The organism is Chryseomicrobium aureum (assembly GCF_043182735.1).
Taxonomy (GTDB): Bacteria; Bacillota; Bacilli; order Bacillales_A; family Planococcaceae; genus Chryseomicrobium; species Chryseomicrobium aureum.
In genome coordinates, this window is record NZ_CP171117.1 from 346,895 (window position 1) to 369,869 (window position 22,975).

General features: G+C 41.3%; 33 protein-coding genes and 1 riboswitch. Of the genes, 23 read left to right on the forward strand and 10 right to left on the reverse strand.

Translation table 11 applies throughout. The annotated features are described in order from the left end of the window. Window positions 1-109 precede the first annotated feature (109 nt). Window positions 110-772, reverse strand: a complete 663-nt coding sequence (locus ACF3OH_RS01930) for a phospholipid phosphatase (protein WP_392455521.1) — start codon at window positions 770-772, stop codon at window positions 110-112. A gap of 178 nt (window positions 773-950) precedes the next feature. Here ACF3OH_RS01930 and ACF3OH_RS01935 point away from each other — a divergent pair, with 178 nt between their 5' ends. The 3 genes from ACF3OH_RS01935 (at window position 951) to ACF3OH_RS01945 (ending at window position 2,510) form a co-directional block, all read left to right on the forward strand. After that, window positions 951-1,610: a hypothetical protein gene (locus tag ACF3OH_RS01935; protein WP_392455522.1), complete on the forward strand. Its 660-nt coding sequence runs from the start codon at window positions 951-953 to the stop codon at window positions 1,608-1,610. Continuing rightward, window positions 1,607-1,933 (forward strand): GNAT family N-acetyltransferase, encoded by a 327-nt coding sequence (locus ACF3OH_RS01940; protein WP_392455523.1) that lies wholly within the window; start codon window positions 1,607-1,609, stop codon window positions 1,931-1,933. Before ACF3OH_RS01935 ends, ACF3OH_RS01940 begins: the two co-directional genes overlap by 4 nt. A gap of 67 nt (window positions 1,934-2,000) precedes the next feature. Beyond that, the gene (locus ACF3OH_RS01945) at window positions 2,001-2,510 is read left to right on the forward strand and encodes a hypothetical protein (RefSeq protein WP_392455524.1); all 510 of its coding nucleotides are present in this window, start codon (window positions 2,001-2,003) and stop codon (window positions 2,508-2,510) included. Window positions 2,511-2,855: 345 nt separating this feature from the next. Here ACF3OH_RS01945 and abc-f read toward each other — a convergent pair whose 3' ends face one another. Further along, window positions 2,856-4,304: a ribosomal protection-like ABC-F family protein gene (gene abc-f / locus ACF3OH_RS01950; RefSeq protein ID WP_392455526.1), complete on the reverse strand. Its 1,449-nt coding sequence runs from the start codon at window positions 4,302-4,304 to the stop codon at window positions 2,856-2,858. A 288-nt stretch (window positions 4,305-4,592) separates the two neighbouring features. Here abc-f and ACF3OH_RS01955 point away from each other — a divergent pair, with 288 nt between their 5' ends. After that, complete coding sequence (locus tag ACF3OH_RS01955; RefSeq protein WP_392455527.1) at window positions 4,593-5,120, forward strand: DNA topology modulation protein; 528 nt, start codon at window positions 4,593-4,595, stop codon at window positions 5,118-5,120. A gap of 12 nt (window positions 5,121-5,132) precedes the next feature. Here ACF3OH_RS01955 and ACF3OH_RS01960 read toward each other — a convergent pair whose 3' ends face one another. After that, on the reverse strand, window positions 5,133-5,432 hold the full coding sequence (locus ACF3OH_RS01960) for a TIGR04104 family putative zinc finger protein (protein ID WP_392455528.1): 300 nt from the start codon (window positions 5,430-5,432) through the stop codon (window positions 5,133-5,135). 68 nt (window positions 5,433-5,500) lie between these two features. Then, window positions 5,501-6,781 (reverse strand): RNA-binding domain-containing protein, encoded by a 1,281-nt coding sequence (locus ACF3OH_RS01965; RefSeq protein WP_239584909.1) that lies wholly within the window; start codon window positions 6,779-6,781, stop codon window positions 5,501-5,503. Between the two features lie 141 nt (window positions 6,782-6,922). Here ACF3OH_RS01965 and ACF3OH_RS01970 point away from each other — a divergent pair, with 141 nt between their 5' ends. Next, entirely contained in the window at window positions 6,923-7,324 is a 402-nt protein-coding gene (locus ACF3OH_RS01970; RefSeq protein WP_392455530.1) for a hypothetical protein, read from the forward strand. Window positions 7,325-7,839: 515 nt separating this feature from the next. Here the strand turns inward: ACF3OH_RS01970 and ACF3OH_RS01975 are convergent. Both ACF3OH_RS01975 and ACF3OH_RS01980 read right to left on the reverse strand, forming a co-directional pair. Continuing rightward, window positions 7,840-8,025 carry a hypothetical protein gene (locus ACF3OH_RS01975; RefSeq protein WP_392455531.1) on the reverse strand — a complete coding sequence of 62 codons (186 nt, stop codon included), beginning with the start codon at window positions 8,023-8,025 and terminating at the stop codon, window positions 7,840-7,842. Further along, the gene (locus ACF3OH_RS01980; RefSeq protein WP_392455532.1) at window positions 8,022-8,378 is read right to left on the reverse strand and encodes a hypothetical protein; all 357 of its coding nucleotides are present in this window, start codon (window positions 8,376-8,378) and stop codon (window positions 8,022-8,024) included. The genes ACF3OH_RS01975 and ACF3OH_RS01980 overlap by 4 nt, the downstream gene beginning before the upstream one ends. Window positions 8,379-8,699: 321 nt before the next feature. Here ACF3OH_RS01980 and ACF3OH_RS01985 point away from each other — a divergent pair, with 321 nt between their 5' ends. After that, a complete protein-coding gene (locus ACF3OH_RS01985; RefSeq protein WP_392455533.1) occupies window positions 8,700-9,143 on the forward strand; it encodes a hypothetical protein in 444 nt (147 codons plus the stop codon). Window positions 9,144-9,166: 23 nt separating this feature from the next. Here ACF3OH_RS01985 and ACF3OH_RS01990 read toward each other — a convergent pair whose 3' ends face one another. Then, window positions 9,167-9,484: a hypothetical protein gene (locus ACF3OH_RS01990; protein ID WP_392455534.1), complete on the reverse strand. Its 318-nt coding sequence runs from the start codon at window positions 9,482-9,484 to the stop codon at window positions 9,167-9,169. Between the two features lie 76 nt (window positions 9,485-9,560). Further along, window positions 9,561-10,415, reverse strand: a complete 855-nt coding sequence (locus ACF3OH_RS01995; protein ID WP_392455535.1) for a GNAT family N-acetyltransferase — start codon at window positions 10,413-10,415, stop codon at window positions 9,561-9,563. Between the two features lie 145 nt (window positions 10,416-10,560). Here ACF3OH_RS01995 and ACF3OH_RS02000 point away from each other — a divergent pair, with 145 nt between their 5' ends. Together ACF3OH_RS02000 and ACF3OH_RS02005 are read left to right on the forward strand one after the other, a co-directional pair. Next, window positions 10,561-10,989, forward strand: a complete 429-nt coding sequence (locus tag ACF3OH_RS02000) for a hypothetical protein (RefSeq protein ID WP_392455537.1) — start codon at window positions 10,561-10,563, stop codon at window positions 10,987-10,989. Between the two features lie 10 nt (window positions 10,990-10,999). Further along, complete coding sequence (locus ACF3OH_RS02005; protein ID WP_392455538.1) at window positions 11,000-11,272, forward strand: hypothetical protein; 273 nt, start codon at window positions 11,000-11,002, stop codon at window positions 11,270-11,272. Here ACF3OH_RS02005 and ACF3OH_RS02010 read toward each other — a convergent pair. After that, the gene (locus ACF3OH_RS02010) at window positions 11,264-11,506 is read right to left on the reverse strand and encodes a hypothetical protein (protein ID WP_392455540.1); all 243 of its coding nucleotides are present in this window, start codon (window positions 11,504-11,506) and stop codon (window positions 11,264-11,266) included. The genes ACF3OH_RS02005 and ACF3OH_RS02010 overlap by 9 nt on opposite strands. Before the next feature lie 95 nt (window positions 11,507-11,601). On the opposite strand from ACF3OH_RS02010, the gene ACF3OH_RS02015 reads away from it, so the two are divergent. The 11 genes from ACF3OH_RS02015 to ACF3OH_RS02065 all read left to right on the forward strand — a co-directional run bounded on the left by ACF3OH_RS02015 (window position 11,602) and on the right by ACF3OH_RS02065 (window position 21,174). Then, window positions 11,602-11,991, forward strand: a complete 390-nt coding sequence (locus tag ACF3OH_RS02015) for an immunoglobulin-like domain-containing protein (protein WP_392455541.1) — start codon at window positions 11,602-11,604, stop codon at window positions 11,989-11,991. A gap of 51 nt (window positions 11,992-12,042) precedes the next feature. Next, window positions 12,043-12,330, forward strand: coding sequence for a hypothetical protein (locus tag ACF3OH_RS02020; protein WP_392455542.1), 288 nt, complete (start codon window positions 12,043-12,045; stop codon window positions 12,328-12,330). Window positions 12,331-12,381: 51 nt separating this feature from the next. Beyond that, a riboswitch (FMN riboswitch) is annotated at window positions 12,382-12,528 on the forward strand. Between the two features lie 354 nt (window positions 12,529-12,882). Beyond that, window positions 12,883-13,527, forward strand: coding sequence for a riboflavin synthase (gene ribE / locus ACF3OH_RS02025; RefSeq protein ID WP_392455543.1), 645 nt, complete (start codon window positions 12,883-12,885; stop codon window positions 13,525-13,527). Window positions 13,528-13,539: 12 nt separating this feature from the next. Beyond that, window positions 13,540-14,184, forward strand: a complete 645-nt coding sequence (gene ribB / locus ACF3OH_RS02030) for a 3,4-dihydroxy-2-butanone-4-phosphate synthase (protein WP_392455545.1) — start codon at window positions 13,540-13,542, stop codon at window positions 14,182-14,184. Further along, a complete protein-coding gene (ribE, locus tag ACF3OH_RS02035; protein WP_392455546.1) occupies window positions 14,181-14,648 on the forward strand; it encodes a 6,7-dimethyl-8-ribityllumazine synthase in 468 nt (155 codons plus the stop codon). Before ribB ends, ribE (ACF3OH_RS02035) begins: the two co-directional genes overlap by 4 nt. Before the next feature lie 40 nt (window positions 14,649-14,688). Further along, entirely contained in the window at window positions 14,689-16,287 is a 1,599-nt protein-coding gene (gene dcuS, locus ACF3OH_RS02040; protein WP_392455548.1) for a DcuS/MalK family sensor histidine kinase, read from the forward strand. Further along, on the forward strand, window positions 16,284-16,991 hold the full coding sequence (locus tag ACF3OH_RS02045; RefSeq protein WP_392455550.1) for a response regulator: 708 nt from the start codon (window positions 16,284-16,286) through the stop codon (window positions 16,989-16,991). Before dcuS ends, ACF3OH_RS02045 begins: the two co-directional genes overlap by 4 nt. Before the next feature lie 151 nt (window positions 16,992-17,142). After that, window positions 17,143-18,453, forward strand: a complete 1,311-nt coding sequence (locus ACF3OH_RS02050) for a 2-hydroxycarboxylate transporter family protein (RefSeq protein ID WP_392455551.1) — start codon at window positions 17,143-17,145, stop codon at window positions 18,451-18,453. A gap of 99 nt (window positions 18,454-18,552) precedes the next feature. After that, complete coding sequence (locus tag ACF3OH_RS02055) at window positions 18,553-19,473, forward strand: LytTR family transcriptional regulator DNA-binding domain-containing protein (RefSeq protein WP_392455552.1); 921 nt, start codon at window positions 18,553-18,555, stop codon at window positions 19,471-19,473. 145 nt (window positions 19,474-19,618) lie between these two features. Then, window positions 19,619-20,470, forward strand: coding sequence for an ATP-binding cassette domain-containing protein (locus tag ACF3OH_RS02060; protein WP_392455553.1), 852 nt, complete (start codon window positions 19,619-19,621; stop codon window positions 20,468-20,470). Then, window positions 20,467-21,174, forward strand: a complete 708-nt coding sequence (locus ACF3OH_RS02065; protein WP_392455555.1) for an ABC transporter permease — start codon at window positions 20,467-20,469, stop codon at window positions 21,172-21,174. The genes ACF3OH_RS02060 and ACF3OH_RS02065 overlap by 4 nt, the downstream gene beginning before the upstream one ends. A 227-nt stretch (window positions 21,175-21,401) precedes the next feature. Here ACF3OH_RS02065 and ACF3OH_RS02070 read toward each other — a convergent pair whose 3' ends face one another. Then, window positions 21,402-21,575, reverse strand: coding sequence for a hypothetical protein (locus ACF3OH_RS02070; protein WP_204590418.1), 174 nt, complete (start codon window positions 21,573-21,575; stop codon window positions 21,402-21,404). Between the two features lie 201 nt (window positions 21,576-21,776). Between ACF3OH_RS02070 and ACF3OH_RS02075 the strand changes: the two genes are divergently transcribed. The 4 genes from ACF3OH_RS02075 (at window position 21,777) to ACF3OH_RS02090 (ending at window position 22,911) form a co-directional block, all read left to right on the forward strand. Next, window positions 21,777-21,953: a hypothetical protein gene (locus ACF3OH_RS02075; RefSeq protein ID WP_392455556.1), complete on the forward strand. Its 177-nt coding sequence runs from the start codon at window positions 21,777-21,779 to the stop codon at window positions 21,951-21,953. Beyond that, window positions 21,950-22,135: a hypothetical protein gene (locus ACF3OH_RS02080; RefSeq protein ID WP_392455558.1), complete on the forward strand. Its 186-nt coding sequence runs from the start codon at window positions 21,950-21,952 to the stop codon at window positions 22,133-22,135. The genes ACF3OH_RS02075 and ACF3OH_RS02080 overlap by 4 nt, the downstream gene beginning before the upstream one ends. A 24-nt stretch (window positions 22,136-22,159) precedes the next feature. Further along, window positions 22,160-22,633 carry a hypothetical protein gene (locus ACF3OH_RS02085; protein WP_392455560.1) on the forward strand — a complete coding sequence of 158 codons (474 nt, stop codon included), beginning with the start codon at window positions 22,160-22,162 and terminating at the stop codon, window positions 22,631-22,633. Between the two features lie 65 nt (window positions 22,634-22,698). Beyond that, window positions 22,699-22,911: a hypothetical protein gene (locus tag ACF3OH_RS02090; protein ID WP_392455562.1), complete on the forward strand. Its 213-nt coding sequence runs from the start codon at window positions 22,699-22,701 to the stop codon at window positions 22,909-22,911. The last annotated feature ends 64 nt before the right edge of the window (window positions 22,912-22,975 follow it).

Genomic DNA, 22,975 nt, shown 5'->3' on the forward strand with positions numbered 1-22,975 from the left:
AGATATTCTGATAATCCTCAAGTTAACGCTCCTTTACAACATAGCATTGGTGTTACAGGTATAAGGAATAGAACTGTTAAGTTAGGAAAAGTCTACCATGTGGAGTGCTTTATTCTAAATAGTAAGTAGACTTTTGTTTTGAAAACCGAATCGCTGTCCATAGTAAAGTGATAATCAAGAACAATTCAAATGCATTGGTTGCAGCGTCGCTCCCGATATTAAAAGGCACTGCACTGCCAATTGTCATAGTGATAGTTCCAACGAGCATCCACCACCACTTCTTCTTCCACGCAAGTAAAATTCCAGCAATCAATAAGCCGATCAATACAATGAGAATCATTGGAGGTGGTCCTGACGCAGTTTCTACTGCTGCGTAGCTCAAGACGCCATATGATTCCTGTACAGTTAATTCGAGCCCTCGGATTTCCACAATAATTTCTACAATCGTAGCCACAATCCAAAGAACCACAAAACTCACAACAAACCATGTTTTAAACGCTATATGAATACCCGCTTCACGTAGGATGAATAAAGAAAAAAGAAGTAGTGTCGGTGTGAACAACGCATGAATCCAGAAACGACCCAGATTTAAGTTCTCAAGAAGTGTGCCCTCACCAATCAAATGACCGATTGCCAAAACCCCATTGTCGTAAATGAGTCCGATTATAGTGAGGAAGAGAATAGCAGAGGCAGTCTTTGAATGTTTCTTGAATCCCAAGATTAAACTAGCTATGTAGGCTACTGCAAACAAACCAAAAATTAGTGGATCCACAGAATCATCCTTTCCTTTTTTATATTTATTCTTTACCCTGAAAAAAATGATGATAACTTAATTCGAACTATCAGAAAAAATGTATCAAACATCTAGGAAAGATGGAACTAAATGGTACAATTAAAACGTATAAAAAGAATTAAAAGAATAGTGCAATTATTAATTGGGGGGTTATGGGATGAGAGAAAGAAGATATTGGTTGGTTTTCGCAAGCGTAGGAATTGCATTGTCTATTCTATTTTATTTTGGAGCTTACAACTACTTGAATGGAGCACCGTTTCTAGCGTTGTTTTTGAGCATTGTCGTACTATTTGTTTTAGTGATTCCAGTAGCTCGCACCTTAGCCCGAAAGTTTGAAAAAGTAACATCAGAAAAAACTAAGAAGTGGTATACAGTCATGGCTGTGGGTCTAGCTGTAATCACAAGTGCTTCACTCGTTTTTAGTCTTTATGATGAGTACCGTGTGAAAAGCTTGGATCACGCTTTTGATTTTCAACCAGAAAAAGCGTTACATTTGCAAGTCGATTTAGCTGGTGAGATGTACATAATTGAAGACAAACAAGCCATTGCAGAATGGAAAACATTTTTGAATCAATATGAAGTAAAGAAAATGAATGATCGAAAATGGAACGCAGATGTATCGAACGAGCAAGGCTTTATGGTAAGTCTAATTTTCGAAGATAACTGGACAGGCGGGTCGGTTTATGAAAATCGTTTGATTAACTATGGAGATATGGATTACTATCAAGTTTTAAATGGTCCAGTGGATATCGCTTGGGTGACGGAATTTGTGGAACGGAATCAAGCCCTTACTGCGAAACTAGTGGAGACGAAATGATACGTAAAGCATATCAAGACGAATCACTTCCGATTGAGCTGCTGTTACTGGCTGACCCGTCTGAAAAGCAGATTCATTCCTACGTTTCCTCAGGTCACTGTTATCTTGCTGAATATGAAGGTGCATGTAGAGGTGTTTATGTACTCCAAGAAAAAACACCTCAGACAATCGAGCTGATGAATGTTGCAGTCGCTGAGAGCTGGCAGGGGAAAGGTTTAGGGAAGCAGCTAATTCTTCATGCGAGTGCTTATTTCGATGGATGGACAATGACGGACCAAGACGACTTTTATTTATTCTCGTTTCATGGTGGGCAACTAGCTTAGGGGCAGGCTAAAAATGTGAGACACTTTCTCTAAAGTAACGTCTACTAGATAAAGAGGAGTGATGCAGTTGAAGCGATTAGGCAGTATTTTAACTTTGGTCATCTTTTTAGTAGTAGTGGGCTGTTCAGATGAAAATGAAGCAACTAGTGAAGTGAAAGTAGAAAACGGCACTGTTCAGACTACCCAATCATCAGAGGCTACAGTTCTAGAACCCCCAGAATTCACTATAACGGCGGGAGAGAAAACGATTCACCCAATCCTTGGCACACACAGTTGGACAGTTGACAATGGAAACGGGACAGCAGAAAGCATTGAGGTAGATTCGGATGCTCCACCGGATCTAATCTCAGGAAAGAATACCTTACAACTTACAGCTAACAGCTCTGTGGAATTTAATTTTGAAGAGCCGCCTACTAATTATATTTTGAGAATATGGGATGAAGAGTACACGATTGTTAGACAAACAAAAGAAGTAGATCTAAATGAGACAGGTGTTTTCATCTATGAAGTTTTAGCCCATTGGGAACAAGGAACAGCTAGTTATGCGTTTGCTGTAGAAGTTAGTGAAGAGCCCTGAAGCTGAAAATAAGCTTCAAGGCGACTGAAAACCGAAAATAGCAACAAAACTTAGTAAACCTGTAGCGATGAGAAGTAGTGCATTTGCGGAAACAAGTACGAATTTATAAGTGTTTTTAGTACTTAGCAATGCAAAGATAAACGCGATAACACTGTACATCATAAAAATGATTATAAATGGCTGACCGGCTGTGTGGAATGTAAGCACGCTAGCCAATACGTTTTCTTGCGACATAGAAAAAAGGATACTGTATCCAAGAAGTAAAAAAATAAAGGAAATGATAGGGAATACTTTCTTCATAAACACCCTTAATGAAACAACCCCAGGGGTTACATCAAAAAAATATTAAAGTTTGATAATACGGGTAGCTACTCGCTCGACAAAGGCCTGGTCATGTTCAATAAACAGTAAGGTAGGCTTATAAGTAGCTATCATTTTCTCGATTTGGTTCTGATTGTAGACGTCCAAATAATTGAGTGGCTCATCCCATAAGTAGAGTTCTGCAGGCGTACAGAGAGACTTCGCAAACTCAACTTTTTTCTTTTGGCCTTCACTCATTTCTTCGATGGGCACTGAAAAAATATCGCGAGTGAAGCCTAGAATACGTAAATTGTTTAGGAACAATGTGTAATCTAGTTTGTGCGAATCTGCGAACTCTTTTAGCGTACCTTTGTGGGAAGTGGTTTGAGAAACATGACTCTTCACTAAGTGCTCGGATAAACGAATTTCTCCTTCTGCTTTCACTTCAGCAGGAGAACCTTGAAGAAAATTCATGAGCGTAGTTTTTCCTGAACCATTTGCTCCGACCACTGCGATTTGTTCACCTTGATAGAGTTCAAACGAAATTGGCTCGAACAAGGGGGTTCCATCATAGGACAAAGTCAATTCCTTCACACGCACCACTGGATTTCGATGAGATTTCATGACTTGAATGGTCAAATCATCGACTTTTTCGATATTCTTCAGTAAAGTTTTTTTCTCTTCGATTTTTTCATTCGTCCGTTGCTGAATCGCTTTTCCTCGTTTCATCATACGTTTTGCAATCGCATTACCAAACGGGTCATTGCCTGAAGGTTTTTCTCGTTCCAGCCCCCAGTCTATTTTCTCACGCGCTGATTTTTCAATTCGCGCAATCTCAGACTTCAGCGAATGGTTTTTTTCAAGTTCGAACTGATCTTGCTGTGTCTTCTGTGTCTCGTACGTTGAAAAGTCACCTTTGTAGAGGATGACTTGGCTACGCTCAATTGCGAGCACATGATCAATCACAGCATTTAAAAATTTCCGGTCATGACTGATGACAATATAGCCACTTTTTTTACTCAAGTACGAAGCAAGATGGTGTCTTCCTCGAATGTCCAAGTGATTTGTCGGTTCATCTAGCAGAGCGAATCGATTTTCTTCACAAAACAACGCAGCAAGCATCACACGTGTTTGTTCGCCGCCGGAGAGTTGAGAAAAAGGCTGCCACAAAATATCTTTGTCCATTCCAAGTAAATGACATTCCCGCTCAAGCTTCCATTGTTCAGTAGGAAAGACCTCATCAATTGCAAAGTAAACGGGAAGGTCGGGTTGTAAAATCGTCAACGGGAAGTAGACGAATTCGTGATCCGTGAGTACCTCTCCTTGATAGTCAAGTTTGTTCATGAGAAGCTTGAGCAAAGTCGTCTTTCCCCGTCCGTTTCGTCCAACAAGGCCAAGCTTCCAAGATGTGTCCAGAGTCAATGAAACATCTTTAAATAATGGTGCATCTAGTAAATCATAGGCAAACGTTACGTGTCTAAGTTCTATCGGCATGCAAAAAACCTCCTACTAATCGAGTTGCATGCACACGCATTCTACAAAAAAACCTCCCACGAAGTCGTGGAAGGAAAAGTATACGAACATAAATAAACTTTACGAAGCCGTAAAGGATTATAAATGGTCAGACTCATCCTATCTTTTCGTAAAAATGCGTATACATTTTAACGTGAAAAAATAGAATTAAGAAATCATTGACCATTCATCATCCCTTCTAGTAAGTTAGTTCGAGTATAGAGCAGGATAACGCTTTTTTCAAGTTATTTACTAAGTGGAGGTGGCAGTATGAAAAAGATAGCATTGATCGGTTCGAGTGGAGCAGGGAAGTCCACCCTATCCCGAGAGCTTACGGAAATACTCTCCATTCCGGTTTATCATCTCGACCAACTGAATTGGCGAGCAGGGTGGGAAGAAGTATCAAGGGACGAGCAGATACGACTTCAAGATGAGATTTTTGAAAAGGATGAGTGGATCATCGACGGGAATTATGGGGGAACGCTTTCTAAGCGAATGGAAGAAGCAGACACTATTCTCTTTTTTGATTTCCCACGGCTACTTTGCATCACGCGAGCAGCAAAACGAGTGATGAAGTACCGCAACACCGTGCGACCGGATATGGCGGAAGGGTGCCCTGAACATTTTGATCTTGAGTTCTTCAAATACATTTGGAAATTTCCTGAGCAAAAAACGCCGCATATTATCAATCGGTTGCGCGAACTTCCATCGGATAAGCGCGTCGTGCATTTCAGAAAACCGAGTGATGTGGAACGGTTTTTAGCAAATTTAATAAAAAAACAAGCACAGAAGAAATGATGTCTGTGCCTGTTAAAACATATGCTCTTCGGTATTCGAAAGCTTAATCATCCGCAGATATGTGATCATAACCACTAGTAGAACTAAACCGAACAGTACGAATGTGTACGCTGTAGGACCAAAGAAAATATTAAACAGCATGACAAGTGCGATACTTAGACCGGAAACTATAGCTGAACGTTTCCGAGACTTTGCTGTGATGAATTGATCCCTTTCGCAATTCGGGCATTTCATAGCGGGCCAAATCGAAAACGAGCGCTTTAGTGTTTCGCCAAGACTCCAGGTGTGGCCGCATGTTTGGCAGACAGGCATAAAATCCACCTCCTTATTTTTGGAAGGTTGCATATCTTTACCCTAACATGATGGAGGAGTAGGTTCAATCAATGGCTTTTTTTGTAACGAGTTGCTGGACCATTGCCAATCCGATTAATAATATTTTGGTTAACTAATTCCGCTAATAACTTTCTAACAGAAGATTTACTTTTGTTAAGGGCTATTTCTAAATCTTTAGCAGTGAATGAGGACTTGCTTTCTAAAAAGTTATTTAAGCTTTCATCAATTTCATCTCTTGTAGTCTGATCCTTTTTAGGGAGTGTAACAACAAACGAGTTTGGGCCAATTGACCAAAATGGTTGAACGCTATTTTTACTATAACTTTCCAGAATCCTTTGTAGACCAGTTCCATAACTTTCAATCCATTTTAAGCGATAAAGAATGTTCGCTAGTTTTGTGTTTCTACTTTGAGAAATCCCAAGTTCAATATCTTCTTGAGTCAAACCTTTTACTAAACCACCAACTGAAACTAGTTCGATTCGATTTGTGAATATATGGATTAGTGTGCTGCTAGAAAAACTATAATCTCTGTGTGTGGCTGCATTAATCAATGCTTCACGTAATGCATATGAAGGGTAGCTCTCCTGTTCAACTCTTTGAAGTCCCTTGAATGCAGAGTTTTTTTCATTGTGTAGAGAGAGGTACTCAAAAGCAGATTCAATCTGTTTCAATAGCGATCCAGTAAATTCCTTTCTATCTTGAAACTCTAATTTGTCCACCCCTACATAACGAGCACATTTAATTGTGTGTTCACATTGGTCCGAGAGTAACAAACCAACGTTGGTATAATAACCTTCAGCATTTATGATTCCCAATGTGCGCATGTTGGATTCTAGTAAGCTTAGTCCATTTTTTTTGAATATTGCTTCTGCATCCGTAAATGTCAAATCTTGCTCCATGCTCCTCATGGTTTCAAAGTTTGTGCCGTCAGTTTCAATAATCATTTGACGAATGTTTTCTTCAGATGCATTTGTTACTGATGTCCCATAGCGAATAAAAACTCCTGAAGGGCGGAGACCCTTACCTTTTAAATGATAAGGTCGTCTACTACCTACACTAACTGAAATTTTGACTACATCTTTGTCATCAATTGTTTCTATTGATAATGTTGTATGCATCAGTATGTCTGGTTGTATACTATCATGTACAATGTTTGAAACATCTTCTAAAATTCTTTTGGGGTTATCTAATCCAACTACTGATCCATCATCGTCTACTCCTATATATAAATCTCCGCCAGAGGTATTTGCAAAGGCAATAATTTCTTTTTTTATTCCTTCTGTTAATTCTCTTTTAAATTCTAATGTTAATGATTCTTCGAATTTCAAAGCCAATCACCTCACTAATTGATTACTTATATTATAATCAATAGTAATCGATTATAATCGATTAATCAATACATACAAATGAAACGATTTTAATTTATACTCGTAGTACAATGTAGGAAGTTAGAAGCGAGGGTATTCACAATGAAATGGATTGAAAAAATCAAGTATTCCCGGTACCAAGAGAAAATGTTAAAAAAGGTCCGAAAGCAGACGGATCGACTGGTGAAGCAGGACCGTTTAGATGAACTATTCCCATATGTGACTGCTGAGCTGGATGCAAGTTGGCTTTCCAATCCTGCCAAAGCGGATCTATTGATTTATATGGCAAGTCGCTTCAAGGAAAAAGGGGATGCGCCAAGTGCTGCTACTGGCTATGATATGGCGTTGCAGTTGGTCAAAGAGAAGGAATTCGAGTATCATAAAGTACTCCAAAACATATTAAATGTGTTTCGATATGCTGGACGTGAAGATTTAGTTGAAGAATGGCGAGCAGATTTTCACACGCGCGCTTCGTATGATAAGAAGTTTATAGATTTGACGTAAAGCCAAGATACTTAATTAAAGTTTGAAGAGCTATCTATGTAGTAAGAAGGAGGCATTAATGTATGGCAGATATTCTAATCTTTGGTCTAATCGGAATCGGTATAGTAACAGGTATTGTTATGATAGTGATGGGAGTAAAGATAACACTCAAAAGGTAAGTGCTTTGATAAATAACTCGTAATTAATTTCTCACAAAGAAATTTAAAATGAGAGGCGGCATGACTATGGGAAGTATGTTGATGTGGTTATTAATCCCTTGTGTAGTAACAATTGTTGGAGGACTCTTGTTGTCTTATATATTTCTTAAAAAAGGTTGAGTCTATGCGAGTTAGAATCAATAAATGATGGAAGGAGGCCCAGTGAAAAAATTTCACCGGGCCTCTTTTATAAAGTGTATAAGTTTCTCTTTGAAGAGCAACTAGTAAGGTGCGTGTCTTTTAGTGCTTCTAATTTTCTCGTAAATGTCAGATGGTAAGTACCTGTGACCGAAACCGATGATCCAGAGTTGGGAATTTTTAAATTATTTCCAAAGAGTGAATTAATGTTCGAATAACAGAGGAGAATTTTTCATCTCTATCAAAACTTTCTACACTAGTAAGTGCTAACAAATCAAGGACTAAATGTTGTGGATCCATATAGAGTTTAGGAATCGCTGAAATTTGAGCGATAGCATCTTTGACTAGAGTTGTATTTATATTCATTCAGTTTTTCCAGAGTCAATGTAGTGGAGCAGTATGTCTTCAGCCCCTTGCTTTAACTCATCACCAGATTTGCGATCTGTTTCATTTAAGCGCTCTGCATATAGTTGTTCAACCAGTAATTGCTCTAATTCATTTTCTAATTCGTAAATTCGATTAAGTAGAGCGGGAATGACAGTAGGATTACTCAATTGTGCAACAGTTTCTCCGTTTAACATAATTTCAACAGTAGCATATTGGTCCAATAGTGCCTGCCATTTTTTACTGTAGCGGAGTTCTGAAGCGATTAGACGATTTCGATTTGGTAATTCTTTTTCTATTTGCTTCACATCAATAGAACCAGTTGTAGCTGCCATCTTTTTCTCCTCCCGTCTCAATTACTTTCACCTCCATTTTATCATGTGTACATATTATATTCAATAAATGTACATTTATAATGTACAATTCGCCAGTGAATTTCATCTTTCACATATCATTAATGATTGCGCGTATGTAAAATTTGATTTATATGAAACTAATTACCAATTTATTTCGTATGTAGTAGAAAGGAGTGGGGAAGATGGTTATAGGAAATTTACTGATAGGATTAGTAGTGCTTGGAGTAGTACTGACAGCTGTAGGTATATGGCTGTCGTATAAATTTTTGAAGCCGGATTGACCAGGGGGGAGGGAGAAGCGTGACGGATACACTTATAGTTTTTTCATTGCTACTTGCTGTGGCAAGTCCCATTATTTTTTTGTATTTGAAGAGAAAAGTCTGGGCTATTATAAATTTCGTGATACTAGGTAGCGTTGGTGCTCTATTTAGTAATGTGATGCTTGGAAATATGGATTCCACGAATGGCACACAGATGATGATTTGGTATATATGTGTAGCAGCAGCGTTACTCTTCTCTGTAATCAGTTTTACGTTCCTCGCAAGAGAAAAATGGCAATTGTCCGCTACGACGTTAGGATTTGGAGCTGTCCTTGTCACGATTATCTATTTTGCCGTTCTCGGTGATTTTTCTAAACCGGTTGGTGAGTGGCTCGATGTGTCGATGATTGTTGCTCTTCCAACTTACGTGGGAAGTATGAGTTTATTGGCACTGTTTCAGTTTGATCGGCGGACGGTGAGTTAAAACCTCATAAAAGTCAGGGAATCCTAACTTTTATGAGGTGCTGCAGCTTTCAATTTCTCAAGCTCAAGCTTTACATCAGCTTCTTTTAACCATTCTTTGTACCACTGCATGAAAATAATTGTAGCTCCGAAAACAAATAATAAGACACCTACGACAAACGGAAATCCTAATAAAAGTGGCTCTGAATCTACATAACTACCACCGAATAAGACAGAGCCCACTTTAGAATTTCCTGACCATGATTCAGTACTCGTTGCGTAGATTGTAGCAGCAAGCAAAGTCGCGCTCATCAAAATAGTGCCCGCTCCAAAAAGCACAATTCCGCGTATTAAATTCTTCATATATACTCCCCTTTGTCTCTCACTTTCTTACAACTGTATCATGAATATATTGGGAATAATAGAAGAATTATTTAATTTATAGCCTGTAATGCCAAAGCTCGTTCTCAACTTGAAATCCAACTTTTTCGTATAAAGGATTGGCTGCATTATTTAATAAATCTACAGTCAATGTTACCGAAGCTAATTTCCCCGCAGAGGTGACTTGATCAAGAGTCACGCGCAGTAATTCTTCCCCAAGACCTTGCCCGCGATAACCTGAATTGAGAGCGAAATATTCTAAATGAATAGAGTCTGTTCCTTCCTCGAAATAGGAATACCCGACAAAGCTCTTCTCGAAATAAGCGAAGTAGAGTGTATGGCCTTGTTGAAGGGAACGCTCCAGAATCGTTTTGGCATCATAATACGTATCAGGAAACTCAGTGTCATGGAGTTCCACAAATTCCTGAACGTCCTGATTGGAATATATCTCGAAAGTTAATTTGTGTGATGCGGTCTTGGTCAGTTGATGAAGTCTGTAATACAAATGCTTTCCGCGAAGTGTTGCTTGAAGTGTGTCCATGAATTCTTGTTGCGTTCTGTTGTCCTTATGTATGAAAAACGAAAATGTTTGAAGCTGCGGAAATTCATTCGTAGCGAAATTCCATAAGGCTAGAGTTTCTTTTGGATTAGAAGATAGGATAAAGGGTCCCCACACTTCCGCAAAATCCTCCTCGTAATCAAATCCAATCAACCCGACGATTGTCTCGCCTTCAAGCTCCGCAACCAGTGATGTCAACTCGCCTTCAACAAAATCTTCATGTAAACTCTCTAAAATCTCTTCTTTTGAAGTGCCGCAATAACCGGAATGAGACGTCGTTTGGCTATTGATGTTTGCCAACCACTCGGCTGCCATCTCTAATTGAGATGCTGCTAGTCGTACATAAGTTGTCATGTTACCGCTCCGTTCTGTGAAAAGTATTTCTTCTCTTCCTGCTATCTAGTAGTATGAAGAAAGTGAGAGTTCCTGTAAATAAAAAGAAGGGCTTCCAAGTAACATCCTCTAGATTAATAACGTCTAAAGAGAAAAGGTGAAAACTATGAACAAGAAATTGCTAGGGGCATTAGTGGCCGCGGGAGTTGTAGCTGTTGCGACGTACGCAATGTATCAAGCAGGAGGAGAACGTCTTGCACTCCTCGACGAGAAAATTGAGACCATAAGAGTTTCGAAATCTACGGGGCTTGGCCTGAACAATGAAGAAAGTGTAGTAGCTATCGAAGAGGTAGAGCAGATTGCCGTTCTAGAAGCAGCTCTGCGAAATGCCAAGTTGCAGAGTGGCGTACTTCCAGAAGCTACACCAGAGTATGATTTGATGGTCGAGTATCAAAATGGTCTTCCAAGTCATCCACTGCATCTGTGGTTAGGGGAAGAAGGGGAAGAAGCATTAGTGACTTATACAGTGAATTACGAGGAAGTATATAAGATTTCTGCAAAAGATGCAGATGAGATTCGAAAGGTGATTCGATAGGAGGAAGCCGATGAACTACTTGGAGCAAGTATTTGAAGATGAACTAATGGATGCGGAAACATACAAAACTCTTTATGATTTCATTACTTTAGATAATTTTCGCAGTGGTGAGTATGAAGGCAATATGTATGTCTTCCGAAAGATTGATCGCACGTATATTCAAATCGAAGATGAAGTCGCGTTTGAGAATATTGGGAAGCGACGACTGGAAGGGTTTCAGACGAAACAAGTTGCACGTGAGTTGGAACGGTATTGGGAGGCCAATGAGGAGCGCTTAAAGTAAGTTGCCATGGATGAACGGATTACTATGCGTATTTTCTATTCTCCGCCAGTGAAATAATTCTTTCGTCGCTGGAACTGGCGTTTTCGACGCTAGAATTGTCGGAATCGACGCTGGATTGGAGATATTCGTCGCTGTAGATAAGCGAATGCTCGCTTTCATCGCTGAAACTGGCGTTTTCGTCGCTAGAATTGTCCGAATCGACGCTAGATTGCAAATTTGCGTCGCTTTAGTCAAACTACGCTCTAAACCAGAAAGGAAAGATGAGGATGCGGCATAGTCTACTGCTTTTTGTTCTTCTTCTCAGCCTACTAACTGGTTGCTCCTCTTACGTGCCGCCAACAAAACAAGTGAAATCAGATGTGACTGAAGTGAACACTTTGGATGAGGTCAGCCTTGAAGTTCTCGACGACACACTGACTCCAAGTGGGTTAACACTTCATCTCATCAATGGTGCTGAACATTCTGTTGGCTACAACGGATCCTTCTCTCTTGAACGAAAGATTGAGGGGGGCTGGTATGTGGTGAACGATGTTGTCGGAGGAAGATTCGCTTTTACGGACGAAGGGCTAGGTACAGATAAGAATTCCTGTACAGACATGGCGATTGACTGGAGAGGGATTTACGGAGAATTAGATGCCGGCGATTACCGGGTTCTTTTTGATGTTAACAATGAACTAGAAGACTACACTCTAGCTACCGAATTTCAAATTCCTAAATAGAATTTATATTCTTTTAAATCCTTATGAACATTGGAGAAATGAGGCGAGTCTATGCAAGTTCTGTTTAAAAAAAGCACACTTGTCACTACAGCAACTATCGCTTTGATGCTACTGATCATTGGATTCTTTCTGCGTGCATTACTCATTCCAATTCAGGACTTTCATTTACTAACAGAACAACAAATGAAAGAGGCGCAATTAGACTATGCAGTAAACTATCCTTTAGGATCAGCGCTAATGTACGCAGGGTTTTCCTTCCTGTTTTTCGTAGTGATTTTAATCGTTTTGAAAATTATTCAATCAAAGACTAGTTTGAAAAAAAGAGATAGTGTCAAATAACCTCTCTGTATACAGACAAATCTGATTTTGGTATAGTAAGGGCGTGAATAGGATTTCCTTCGGGGTCGGGTGCAATTCCCAACCGGCGGTGATGAGGCATGGCCTCTTAGTCCGTGACCCGGTTTCTGTGAAAAGAAAGCGGTGGATTTGGTGAAACTCCAAAGCCGACAGTAAAAGTCTGGATGGGAGAAGGAAAACACAACGTTTCAAAATCAACCGATTTTAAACGCTTTTTTGTGCTGCTTTTTTCTCCCTCACCTTTCAAAAGGTGGGGGTATTTTTGTGCATGACAAAAACAAGTCAAACAACAAGGAGGTTATGATGAACGATTATGATGACATGAAACTTGAATTCTCTTTACCAGAAGAACTATGCAGACAAACCATCCTTCACAACCATCCTTCTCTCACCACCCGACGACCCCGGGGTGGATACAATCCCATTCGCATTATGCTCAATTCAGAGCACACTTTCACACACTTTTAATTTTTTTCAATATGGACAAGCACCTTCTTAGGTGTACACAACTAAATATGTAAAGGAGGCACACGAATGTTCACAGGCATCATCGAAGAACTTGGCGCAGTCCTTTCCATCAAAAAGACAGGCGAGGCCATGGAACTGACGATTTCTGCTGAAAAAATCCTGACTGACGTCCAGTTGGGGGACAGCATTGCCATCAATGGAGTCTGTCTGACGGTTACGCGATTCACAAACCATCAGTTTACAGTCGATGTCATGCCAGAAACATATGCAGCCACAACAATCGGTCGATTGAACCGAGGCCAAAGCGTAAACCTAGAACGAGCCATGGCAGCGAATGGTCGGTTCGGTGGACATTTCGTAACCGGTCACTGCGACGCTGTTGGAGAAATCATAAACCGGCAGATGAACCAAAATGCATTGCAGATCACGGTTCAGTTCCCGGAGTCTTTCCGGAACTACGTCATTATGAAAGGGTCCATTAGCGTGGACGGGGTATCCTTGACCATTTTCGGTCTCACAGCAGATACTCTCATGATCTCGTTGATTCCACATACGGCCGAACAAACCATTTTACACACAAAACAACCAGGCGATCTCGTCAACCTGGAGTTTGATGTCCTCGGAAAATATGTCCTTGGCGCAGCGCAACAAGAACGTCCAAAAAAATCAACGATGACGCACAGTTTTCTGCAAGAGAACGGTTATGCGTGAGGAGGAATGGACATGCAAGTAATCAAAGTGGCGTTAGAAGAACTGAAAAAAGGGCGTCCGATCATCGTGGTCGATGACGAGGACCGTGAAAACGAAGGCGACTTTTTAGCATTAGCAGACTATGCGACACCGGAACTCATCAACTTTATGGTGACAGAAGGAAGAGGCCTTGTCTGTGCACCTGTATCAAAGGAGCTGGCAGAGCGTCTTGAGCTTCCACCGATGATTGCTACTAATAAAGATCCGTATGGCACGGCATTCACTGTCAGCATCGATTCTGTGAAATCCACGACTGGAATCAGTGCACACGAGCGCGCAGAGACACTCAAACTGCTTGCAGATCCTGCAACGAAAGCTAGTGATTTTGTGCGTCCAGGCCATATCTTTCCGCTGATTGCAAAACCGGGTGGCGTGTTAGAGCGACCTGGTCACACAGAAGCAGCCGTAGACCTCGCAACACTATGTGGGGCAGCGCCAGTCGGCATTATTTGTGAAATTATGAATCCGGATGGCACGATGGCACGACGTCCGGAGCTTGAAGGATTAGCTGACAAACATGGACTGGTGCTAATTTCAATTGAACATCTGCAAGCTTATCTGAAAACGAACCAACAAAAGCTGGACACTATCTTACACCTACAGGAGGAATTTTCATGAAACAGATTATCGAAGGACATTTAGTTGGAACGGATTTAAAAGTAGCCATCGTTGTGGCACGATTTAATGAGTTCATTACGAGCAAACTATTAGGCGGGGCAGAAGATGTATTACGTCGTCACGGAGTAAAAGAAGAAGACATCACGATTCTGTGGGTACCCGGAGCATTTGAGATTCCGCTTGCAGCGAAAAAGTTAGCGGATAGCGGGAATTACGACGCAGTCATCACGCTTGGGACAGTCATTCGAGGTGCTACACCACACTTTGATTATGTCTGTGCAGAAGTGGCAAAAGGCGTATCGGCTGTCAGTTTGCAGTCCGGTATTCCAACGGTCTTTGGTGTGTTGACAACAGAATCCATCGAGCAAGCAATTGAACGGGCGGGCACGAAAGCAGGGAACAAAGGAGCAGAAGCGGCTATCACGGCGATCGAAATGGCCAACGTCTACAAAAGCTTGGCATAAGAGTATGCTACTATAAAGAAAAACGAGAGAGGTGTATAGTATGCGACGGCCTAAATGGAAATTGACGACAGTGATCAGCTTATTTGTCATAGCGGTCGTCGCTGTCTCTCTTCTCGTAACCGATATTTTGATTTCAGTCCAAACGAGCCAAGATACGCAAGAAGAGCTTGAAGAAAAAGCGCGGATCATCTCACGTACAGTCGCAGAATCCTCGATTGTCCAAGACGAGTTACTGACGGATGAAATTGAAGGGACGATTCAAGAGTATACGTCGAGTATCCAACAAGCGAGTGATGTTTTATTTATTGTCGTGATGGACATGACCGGTCTTCGGCAATCGCACCCGAATCCAGAGCAGATTGGGAACCGGTTTGTTGGTGGAGACGAACAGCGGGTATTGGCAGGAGAAGAGTATATTTCCATTTCAGAAGGAACGCTAGGTTATTCTGTGCGTGCATTTGCACCCATCTATAAAGATGGTGTTCAAATCGGTGCTGTTTCTACAGGGATTTCACTGGATGCAGTGGATGCAGCGATTTTTGAAAATCATCAAATGATTCTATTAGGTTCTGCAGTGGGGATTTTAGCTGGAATCATCGGCGCTATCTTACTTGCCCGCTACATCAAAAAAAGCCTACTCGGACTTGAACCCGTTGAAATTGCTCGCATCTATCAAGAACGAGACCGGATGTTCCAAACCGTCCGAGAAGGCATTGTCGCGATTGATGAACACGGAATCATCACATATGTGAACCGCTCTGCTCGTGATATTTTTGAAAAAGCGGGTATCCGAAGTGACAATCCCGTAGGTTTATTGATTTCCTCCTATCTTCCACACTCTCGTCTAGAGCTTGTGTTGGAGACAGGGAGGGCCGAATACGATGAGCAACAAGAGTTGAACGGCACGACTATCATTGTCAACCGGATTCCGATAGAGGTGAACGGCAAAGTGGTAGGGGCCATCTCGACGTTCCGGGACAAGACAGAAGTCAATCGTTTAGCGGAGCAACTCACGGGTGTTCGCTTGTACGCAGATTCTTTACGCGCGCAGTCGCATGAGTTCCGCAATCAATTGCAAGTGTTGCTAGGGTTAGCAGAAATAGGCGATACAGAGCATATGAAGCGCTACATCACACAACTTGCGGCACATCAGATCGAGGAAACTGATCGTATTACTGAACAGATTCATGACCCTATCCTCTCAGGATTCCTGCTCGGGAAAATCAGTTTTGCACGTGAACAAGGTGCTGAGCTAGCTGTATTTTGTGAGACGGATATTCCGGTATTGCCAGACGGAACGATGGCCCACGACTTAGTGACGATTGTTGGGAACTTGGTGGACAATGCATTAGAAGCAGCGATGGAAACACCTCCAGGAAACGTGACGGTCGACTTGTCATGTGTAGACGACTTACTCACCTTGACTGTCGAAGATGATGGCCCAGGAATGGCATCCGATGAAATTGACCTGTTCTTCGAAAAAGGGCAGTCGTCAAAAGGAGAAACACGTGGTTACGGATTGTACCTTGTAAAAACCAGTGTTGAGAGCCTTCATGGCTCACTGGAAGTGGATTCAGTAGTAGGAAACGGAACAACTATCCAAGTCATAATTCCGATAGAAGGGAGGGAAGAAACATGATTCGCGTACTGATTGTAGAGGATGACCCGATGGTGGCAGAGCTGAATCGTTCCTACATAGAGCGAACAGACGATTTTTCCTGCGTTGGAGTCGCCCATTCACCTAAAGAAGCGAGAAGCTTTCTTGCAAACGACCAAATAGACCTCGTACTACTTGATGTATACATGCCCGGTCAAGATGGCCTTTCGTATTTACAGGAATTGCGTGAAGAGAGGGCAAGCGTAGATGTGATTTTGATAACGGCAGCTTCTGAAACGAAACAGATTCAACAGGCCCTTCGTCTTGGAGCAATCGATTATTTGATCAAACCATACGCGTTTGACCGGTTACACACAGCGCTGGAAAAGTTCAAGCACCATCATACATTTATCAAGAGTAGTGGTCAAAGTAGTCAACAGGACATTGATGCGCTTCTTCATACAGAAGCTCATCAAGAATCGACGCAAATCTTGGTACCTAAAGGGCTTACAAAAACAACGCTCGATCATGTGCTAGACGTTATTAAGACATTTGGCGGGAGGCGGTTCTCGACAGATGAAGTGGCAGAAGCAGCTTCCCTCTCCCGGGTGTCCATTCGAAAGTATTTGAAATTCTTAGCAAGTCATCTATTTCTCGACGAGCAATTGGAGTACGGGGTAGGTCGGCCTGTCTACTACTACAAGCGCACGGCAAAACCTATGAAAAACGACCAATTTTCTATATAAAGTAGGGAACCTCATAACGAGGGCCTCTACTTTTTTTACTTACAATACTATTTTTACTTTCATATTCTTTGCGATTGAGAAAGCATTCAGTATGATAAACACACTTATTGAAAGCGTTTTCTTTACAAAGAGGATGAAGGAGTGAATGGAAATGACAATTGCAGCACGCAATCAAAGTGTCTCTCTGTCACACGCGAGAGAGCAAAAACAAAGCATTACGATTTTCGGATTGCCGCTTGTCTGGTTTGGGGTACTCGCAGCGGTTACAATGGTCAGCATGTATACTGGAAATCTTCCAGGTGGCATGATTGGAAGTTTACTAGTCATGATGGTATTAGGAGAACTACTCGGTTGGGCAGGGGACCGGTTACCAATCGTCCGCACTTACTTGGGTGGAGGTGCGATTGTCGCTATTTTTGGGTCGGCGTATATGGTTTATGCAGATTTGATTCCAGCATCAACCGTCACGATGATCAATGACTTCATGACTACAGGTGGCTTTTTAGATTTCTATATTGCGGCACTGATCACAGGCAGTATCTTGGGAATGGATAAAGAAGTGTTAGTGAAAGTTGGACTGAAGTACTTTGTTCCGATCTTTGGAGCAGTCATCGGCGCCATCATTTTAGCTGCTCTCTTCGGAATGCTTGTTGGATTCTCCCTTTCTGAGGCAGTACTTGTCATGGCGATGCCGATCATGGGCGGCGGAATGGGAGCAGGCGCTGTTCCGATGAGTCAGATCTACAGTGAGATGATGGGGAACACACCGAGTTACTATATCTCGATGCTCGTGCCGGCTCTGGCGTTAGGAAATGTCTTTGCCATTATTTTAGCGAGTGTACTGAATATCGTAGGGAACAAACGTCCATCGTTATCGGGAAATGGTCAACTATTAAAAGGATTCGAGTTCACGGAAAAAGAAACTCCGTTCGATATTAAGAAGATGGGGATTGGGTTAGCAATCGCTATTACGTTCTTTGCAATCGGAGGATTACTAGCAAGTTTTATTCCTCTTCATGCCTACGCTCTCATGATTATTGCAGTAGCAGTAGCGAAAATTGCGGGATGGTTACCAGAACGCGTATTAGATGGAGCAAACCAATGGTACAAATTTGTTGCGAAAAACTGGACGTTAGCACTGTTGTTTGGAATTGGAGTAGCATACACGGACCTTGAAACGGTTCTTGCAGCATTAACTATTCCTTATGTCGTCACTGTTTTTGGTGTAGTACTTGGGGCGGTACTAGGAGCAGCGCTTGTCGGACGCCTTGTAGGATTTTATCCGATTGAGTCTGCAATTACAGCAGGTCTTTGTATGGCAAACATGGGTGGAACAGGCGATGTAGCCGTTCTCTCAGCTGCAAAACGTATGCAGTTGATGCCGTTTGCTCAGATTTCATCTCGACTTGGTGGTGCACTCATACTTCTATTAGCCGGTTTAATTATACCTTTGCTATTTTAATCTACAAAAACACGTATCTCTTCGGGGTTACGTGTTTTTTTGCATGTTTTCTCATGGTATGCTTGCATTATCAGACAGACCGACAAGTGAGGACAGGATATGACTTTAACGCTTACCGCAGTGACAGAGCAAAATCGTGTGTGGATTCCAGAGTATACATTCACAGAAGGTGTGACAGGGTTGTTAGTTGATATGAAACGAGCAGCATCTGTCATGCGCCAATTTGAAAAGTCTGCCTATGTCCATCAAGTGCAGGATGGGCATTATCCCCATCTGACTGTACAAGAAACCATTGCCTACTATATAAAATTAGCTGAAGTTGAATGGACCGTACCAGAATTACTGAAGACATTCGATCTTATAACAGAAGCACGTACCAAAGTGAAGAAATTATCCGAAACAAAACGCAACACATTGACTCTAATCAAACCCTACTGTGCACGTCATGACTGGGTAGTTATCGAAGAACCGTTCCACCGGATCGAACTAGAAGGGCGTCATGTAGTAGACCAAATTTTAAAAGGTATTGAGAGACAAGGAAAATCTCTAGTTTTGCTTAGCAGCAATTTAGAAGACCTTTTGCCGGTGACGGACAAGATTTATCGAATGGACGAACGAGGAATCCATAAATTGGAATTTAAAGATGAGACAGCTACTCAAAATGAAGAGCCAGCACAGTTCAAGGTCAATAAAATTCAAGTGAAACACCAAGACAAAACATTGTTGTTCAATCCACCAGAAGTCGACTATATAGAAAGTATAGATGGTACTGTTTATATCAATGTTGCAGGTGTTGCTTATACGAGTCCTTTGACATTAATGGAACTGGAAGTCCGGTTACAGCCATATGGATTTTATAGATGTCACCGGTCATACATTGTAAACTTGCAAAAAGTACGAGAGCTAGTCAGTTGGACGAAAAATAGCTATAGTATCAAGTTGGATGTCGAAAAAACGACATTGGTTCCATTATCTCGTGCCAAATTAAGTCCGTTAAAAGAACTTCTTAGCATATCATAATATTTCCTGGGAAATAATCGGCACCATTCATGTCGAAATTTCCACCATTCAGCAAATTTCGGAAACGATTCACCGCTAATCTACTGCGGGCCTCCCTATCTTTTCATACACTCAGTGTAGGAAAACAACAAAGGAGGCCATTTATATGTCGGTTACCATTAAAATGGAAAATGTAAAGAAAAGTTTTAGTCGGTTTGAAGCACTACGAAATGTAGACTTGGAAATTCAGTCAGGTGAGATTTTAGGTTTGCTTGGGCCGAGTGGTGCTGGGAAATCCACTATTATTAAAATCTTGACGGGTCAACTGGATCCATCATCAGGAACTGTGATGATTTTCGGTGAATCCAGTGAACAAGTGAAGCAAAGCAAGACCCGTAAGCGCTTTGGTGTCTTAACGGATAACAGCGGCTTATATAAACGACTTTCTATAGAAGAAAACCTAAAAATGTACTGTGACCTCTATGATCTTCCGGTATCGGCATTGGATGAGGCACTTGAGTTTGTGAATTTGGTTTCTAGTAAGAAGAAAAAAGTATCAGAGTTGTCTCGCGGCATGATGCAGCGTGTCACATTGGCGCGTGCTATCCTTCATAAGCCAGAGCTTTTGTTTTTAGATGAGCCAACATCAGCGCTTGACCCAGTGAACACGCATCATATTCATGAGGGATTGCGAAAGTTGAATGCAAGAGGCACAACGATTTTACTGACGACACATGATATGTATGAAGCAGAAGCGCTGTGCCACCGCGTTGCTTTTTTACACGAAGGAGAAATTCGAGAGAGTGGTTCTCCAGAAGAATTAAAAGATGCGTACCGCAATGATGTGATTGAAGTGGAATTGACGTGTGGCGAATCACATGAGTTACCAGTAAATCAAGTAGCGACAATGGACAAAATGAGAGAGTGGGCGGCGGCACAACGAATTCGTCGTGTCCATTCCAATGAACCAACATTAGGTGATTTATTTATGCGTGTAACGGGGGGAGAATTATCATGAATGTATCTGTTAAACGAATCCAAGCAATCTTTGTAAAAGATTATAAAGAGTTCTATCGAAATTATGCAATCTCGACGATGGTGCTTATGCCACTAGCACTAGCATTTATCTATAGTATGACAGGGGACATGGATCTTCAGAGTTTGTTCATGCCCATCAATTTAACATTTGCGATGATTACTGCGTTTATCCAGAGTTGTTTGATTGCTGAGGAGAAAGAACATAATACCCTACGTAGCTTGCTGTTGTCTCCGGCATCTATAGCAGATGTGCTGATTGGAAAGAGTGCTTTAGTATTTGTCATCACGGTGGTCGTATTGGGTATGTGCATGTGGATTTTAGAGTTCTCACCTGCCAATTTAGCTGCGATGGGGGTTGCCCTTGTCTTATCTACACTATTCTATTTGGCCATGGGATTGATTGTAGGTCTATATACGAAGACAGTGATGGAAGCCTCAGTTGGAATTCTTCCTGTCATGATTGTATTCTCGTTTGGACCCCTTGTCTTGTTATTTGCGGATCGTTATCCGGTTCTAGAAGTATTTCAATGGTTGCCAAGTGCACAGTTGCTTCTACTTGAGCAGTATAGTGTAGCGGGAGCAACATCTGATATCGTTGTGTCTCTTGTGGTACTAGCGGTTTGGGCAGTAGTCGCTGTAATTGTAGCAGCTGTACTATTTAAAAAACGTATGAGTGACGAATAGAAAAAAACACGAATCCTTGTGTAGGGTTCGTGTTTCTTAGTGCAAACTAGCATTGCCAAATGTACTCCAAATCGTCATTATAAAGAAAAGGGTGAGAAGTGTTATAGTGAACCAAGTAATAGGCGTTTTTGGACCTTTGGCGAACTGAAAGGCTAAATATAGTAAAGCTGAAATTAGTGAAACCAAGAAGACAAACGACACCAGCATAGCCATAATAAAAAACATAGTTACGGAATATACATCTCGTTGTGAGAAGTATTGTGTGCAGAGTTTGCAGCATTTGGTGAGTGTACACTGTTCGGGTTGGTGTCATGTGCTTTTCGCGACCTGAAGCTTCCGCGGCGTAGGTCAGCCAAAACGCCAAAAGTCAGTACAGCGAGTAGAAATCCTAAAATATACATGAAATGCACTCCTTCCTACTTTCCTTCAGTATACCATTTTTTGAGAAATAAAAAGGTTTTTGGGAACTTAAATGGAAATAATCCGTACAACAAGAAAAGAGGTATGATCAGATGGTCTTTTTAGCAATTGCGATAATCGCTTTTATAATCATTGCTGTTTTCACTGACATCTTCCAAAGAAGAAAATGAGGAGGGTAGTCCATGTCAATAACAGTCTTTCTACTAATCCATCTATTTGTTGGCTTATTTATGCTGTATAGTCATAACCGGATTCCCAAGCCTTTGGCGAACTTCTTTATCGTATTCTTTGTGATGAGTGGCTTGTATTGGTCAGTGTTTCTAGTGGATTATTTCATTTTGTCAGGAGCGATTAAATGACGAAGTTGTTGAGAAATAGACTAGTACGAAATGTCGTCTTGTATTTACTATTGGTTCCACTTTACATGTTATTAGATTCAGAGAAGACTCTTTTTGACGCGATGTTTATAGTTTTTTTACTCTTTGCTTTTACAGCCTATCTGGACTGGGGATGGGATTCGAAAGTCTATAAGAAAAAGTAGTAGAAAATGAAGGGAGTTATGCACATGTGGACAAAGTTAGCTTTTCGAAAAGATCAACTTGAAACGCCAGAAGAGAAATGGAATGCATCGATTGAAACGATAGTAGAGAATGAAACGCCTGGGGATTCTGAGATTACAAACACCGCATGGCATGCATATGCTTATTATTCTGAGTTAGAGTCAGGTGGGCATGAAGCATTCCTCTATCATTTTGACTATCGCTTTAAAGAGTTTGGTGCGAAGACCTTTCTGAAAAATACCGTTGAAGCTTTAGAAAAAATCGGAGCTATGGAGCATGCGGCTAATTTGAAACATCATGGGTTGGAATTATGGACAGTTTATACACAACTTGAACAAGACATGCAGTTTGAAGAGGTTTTTTATGAGCGAATTGCAGCGGCCGATGAAGCGTATCATTCGTTTGACCCACCGCTACATGATCATTTAGAAAACTTTTTCGAGAAGAATTATCATCAGTTGATGGAGATCAGTGAGTAAATAGGATAAGGAGTTGAGTAATTCGGGTATAGGGGGAGAATTGGACCAAATGAGGGGGAAATGAGATGAAGAAGAAATGGTATTTTCTAATGGGGTTTGCCACTGCACTGATTGTAATGCCGTTCATCACATCACTTGGAATTCCACGGTACGCCGATTTTTTGAAGGCGACATTTGGTGATTTTAAATTGCTAGCGGGTATATTTTCACTTAGTGTTTTAGTATTTTTAGGTGTGTTGTTAATGGATATGAAAGAAAATGTGAAGCAAGGAGATTAAATTGTGGGAGCAACTGTGATAAACGTAGGAGATGTAGTAGTTACATTTCTATATTTGATGATTG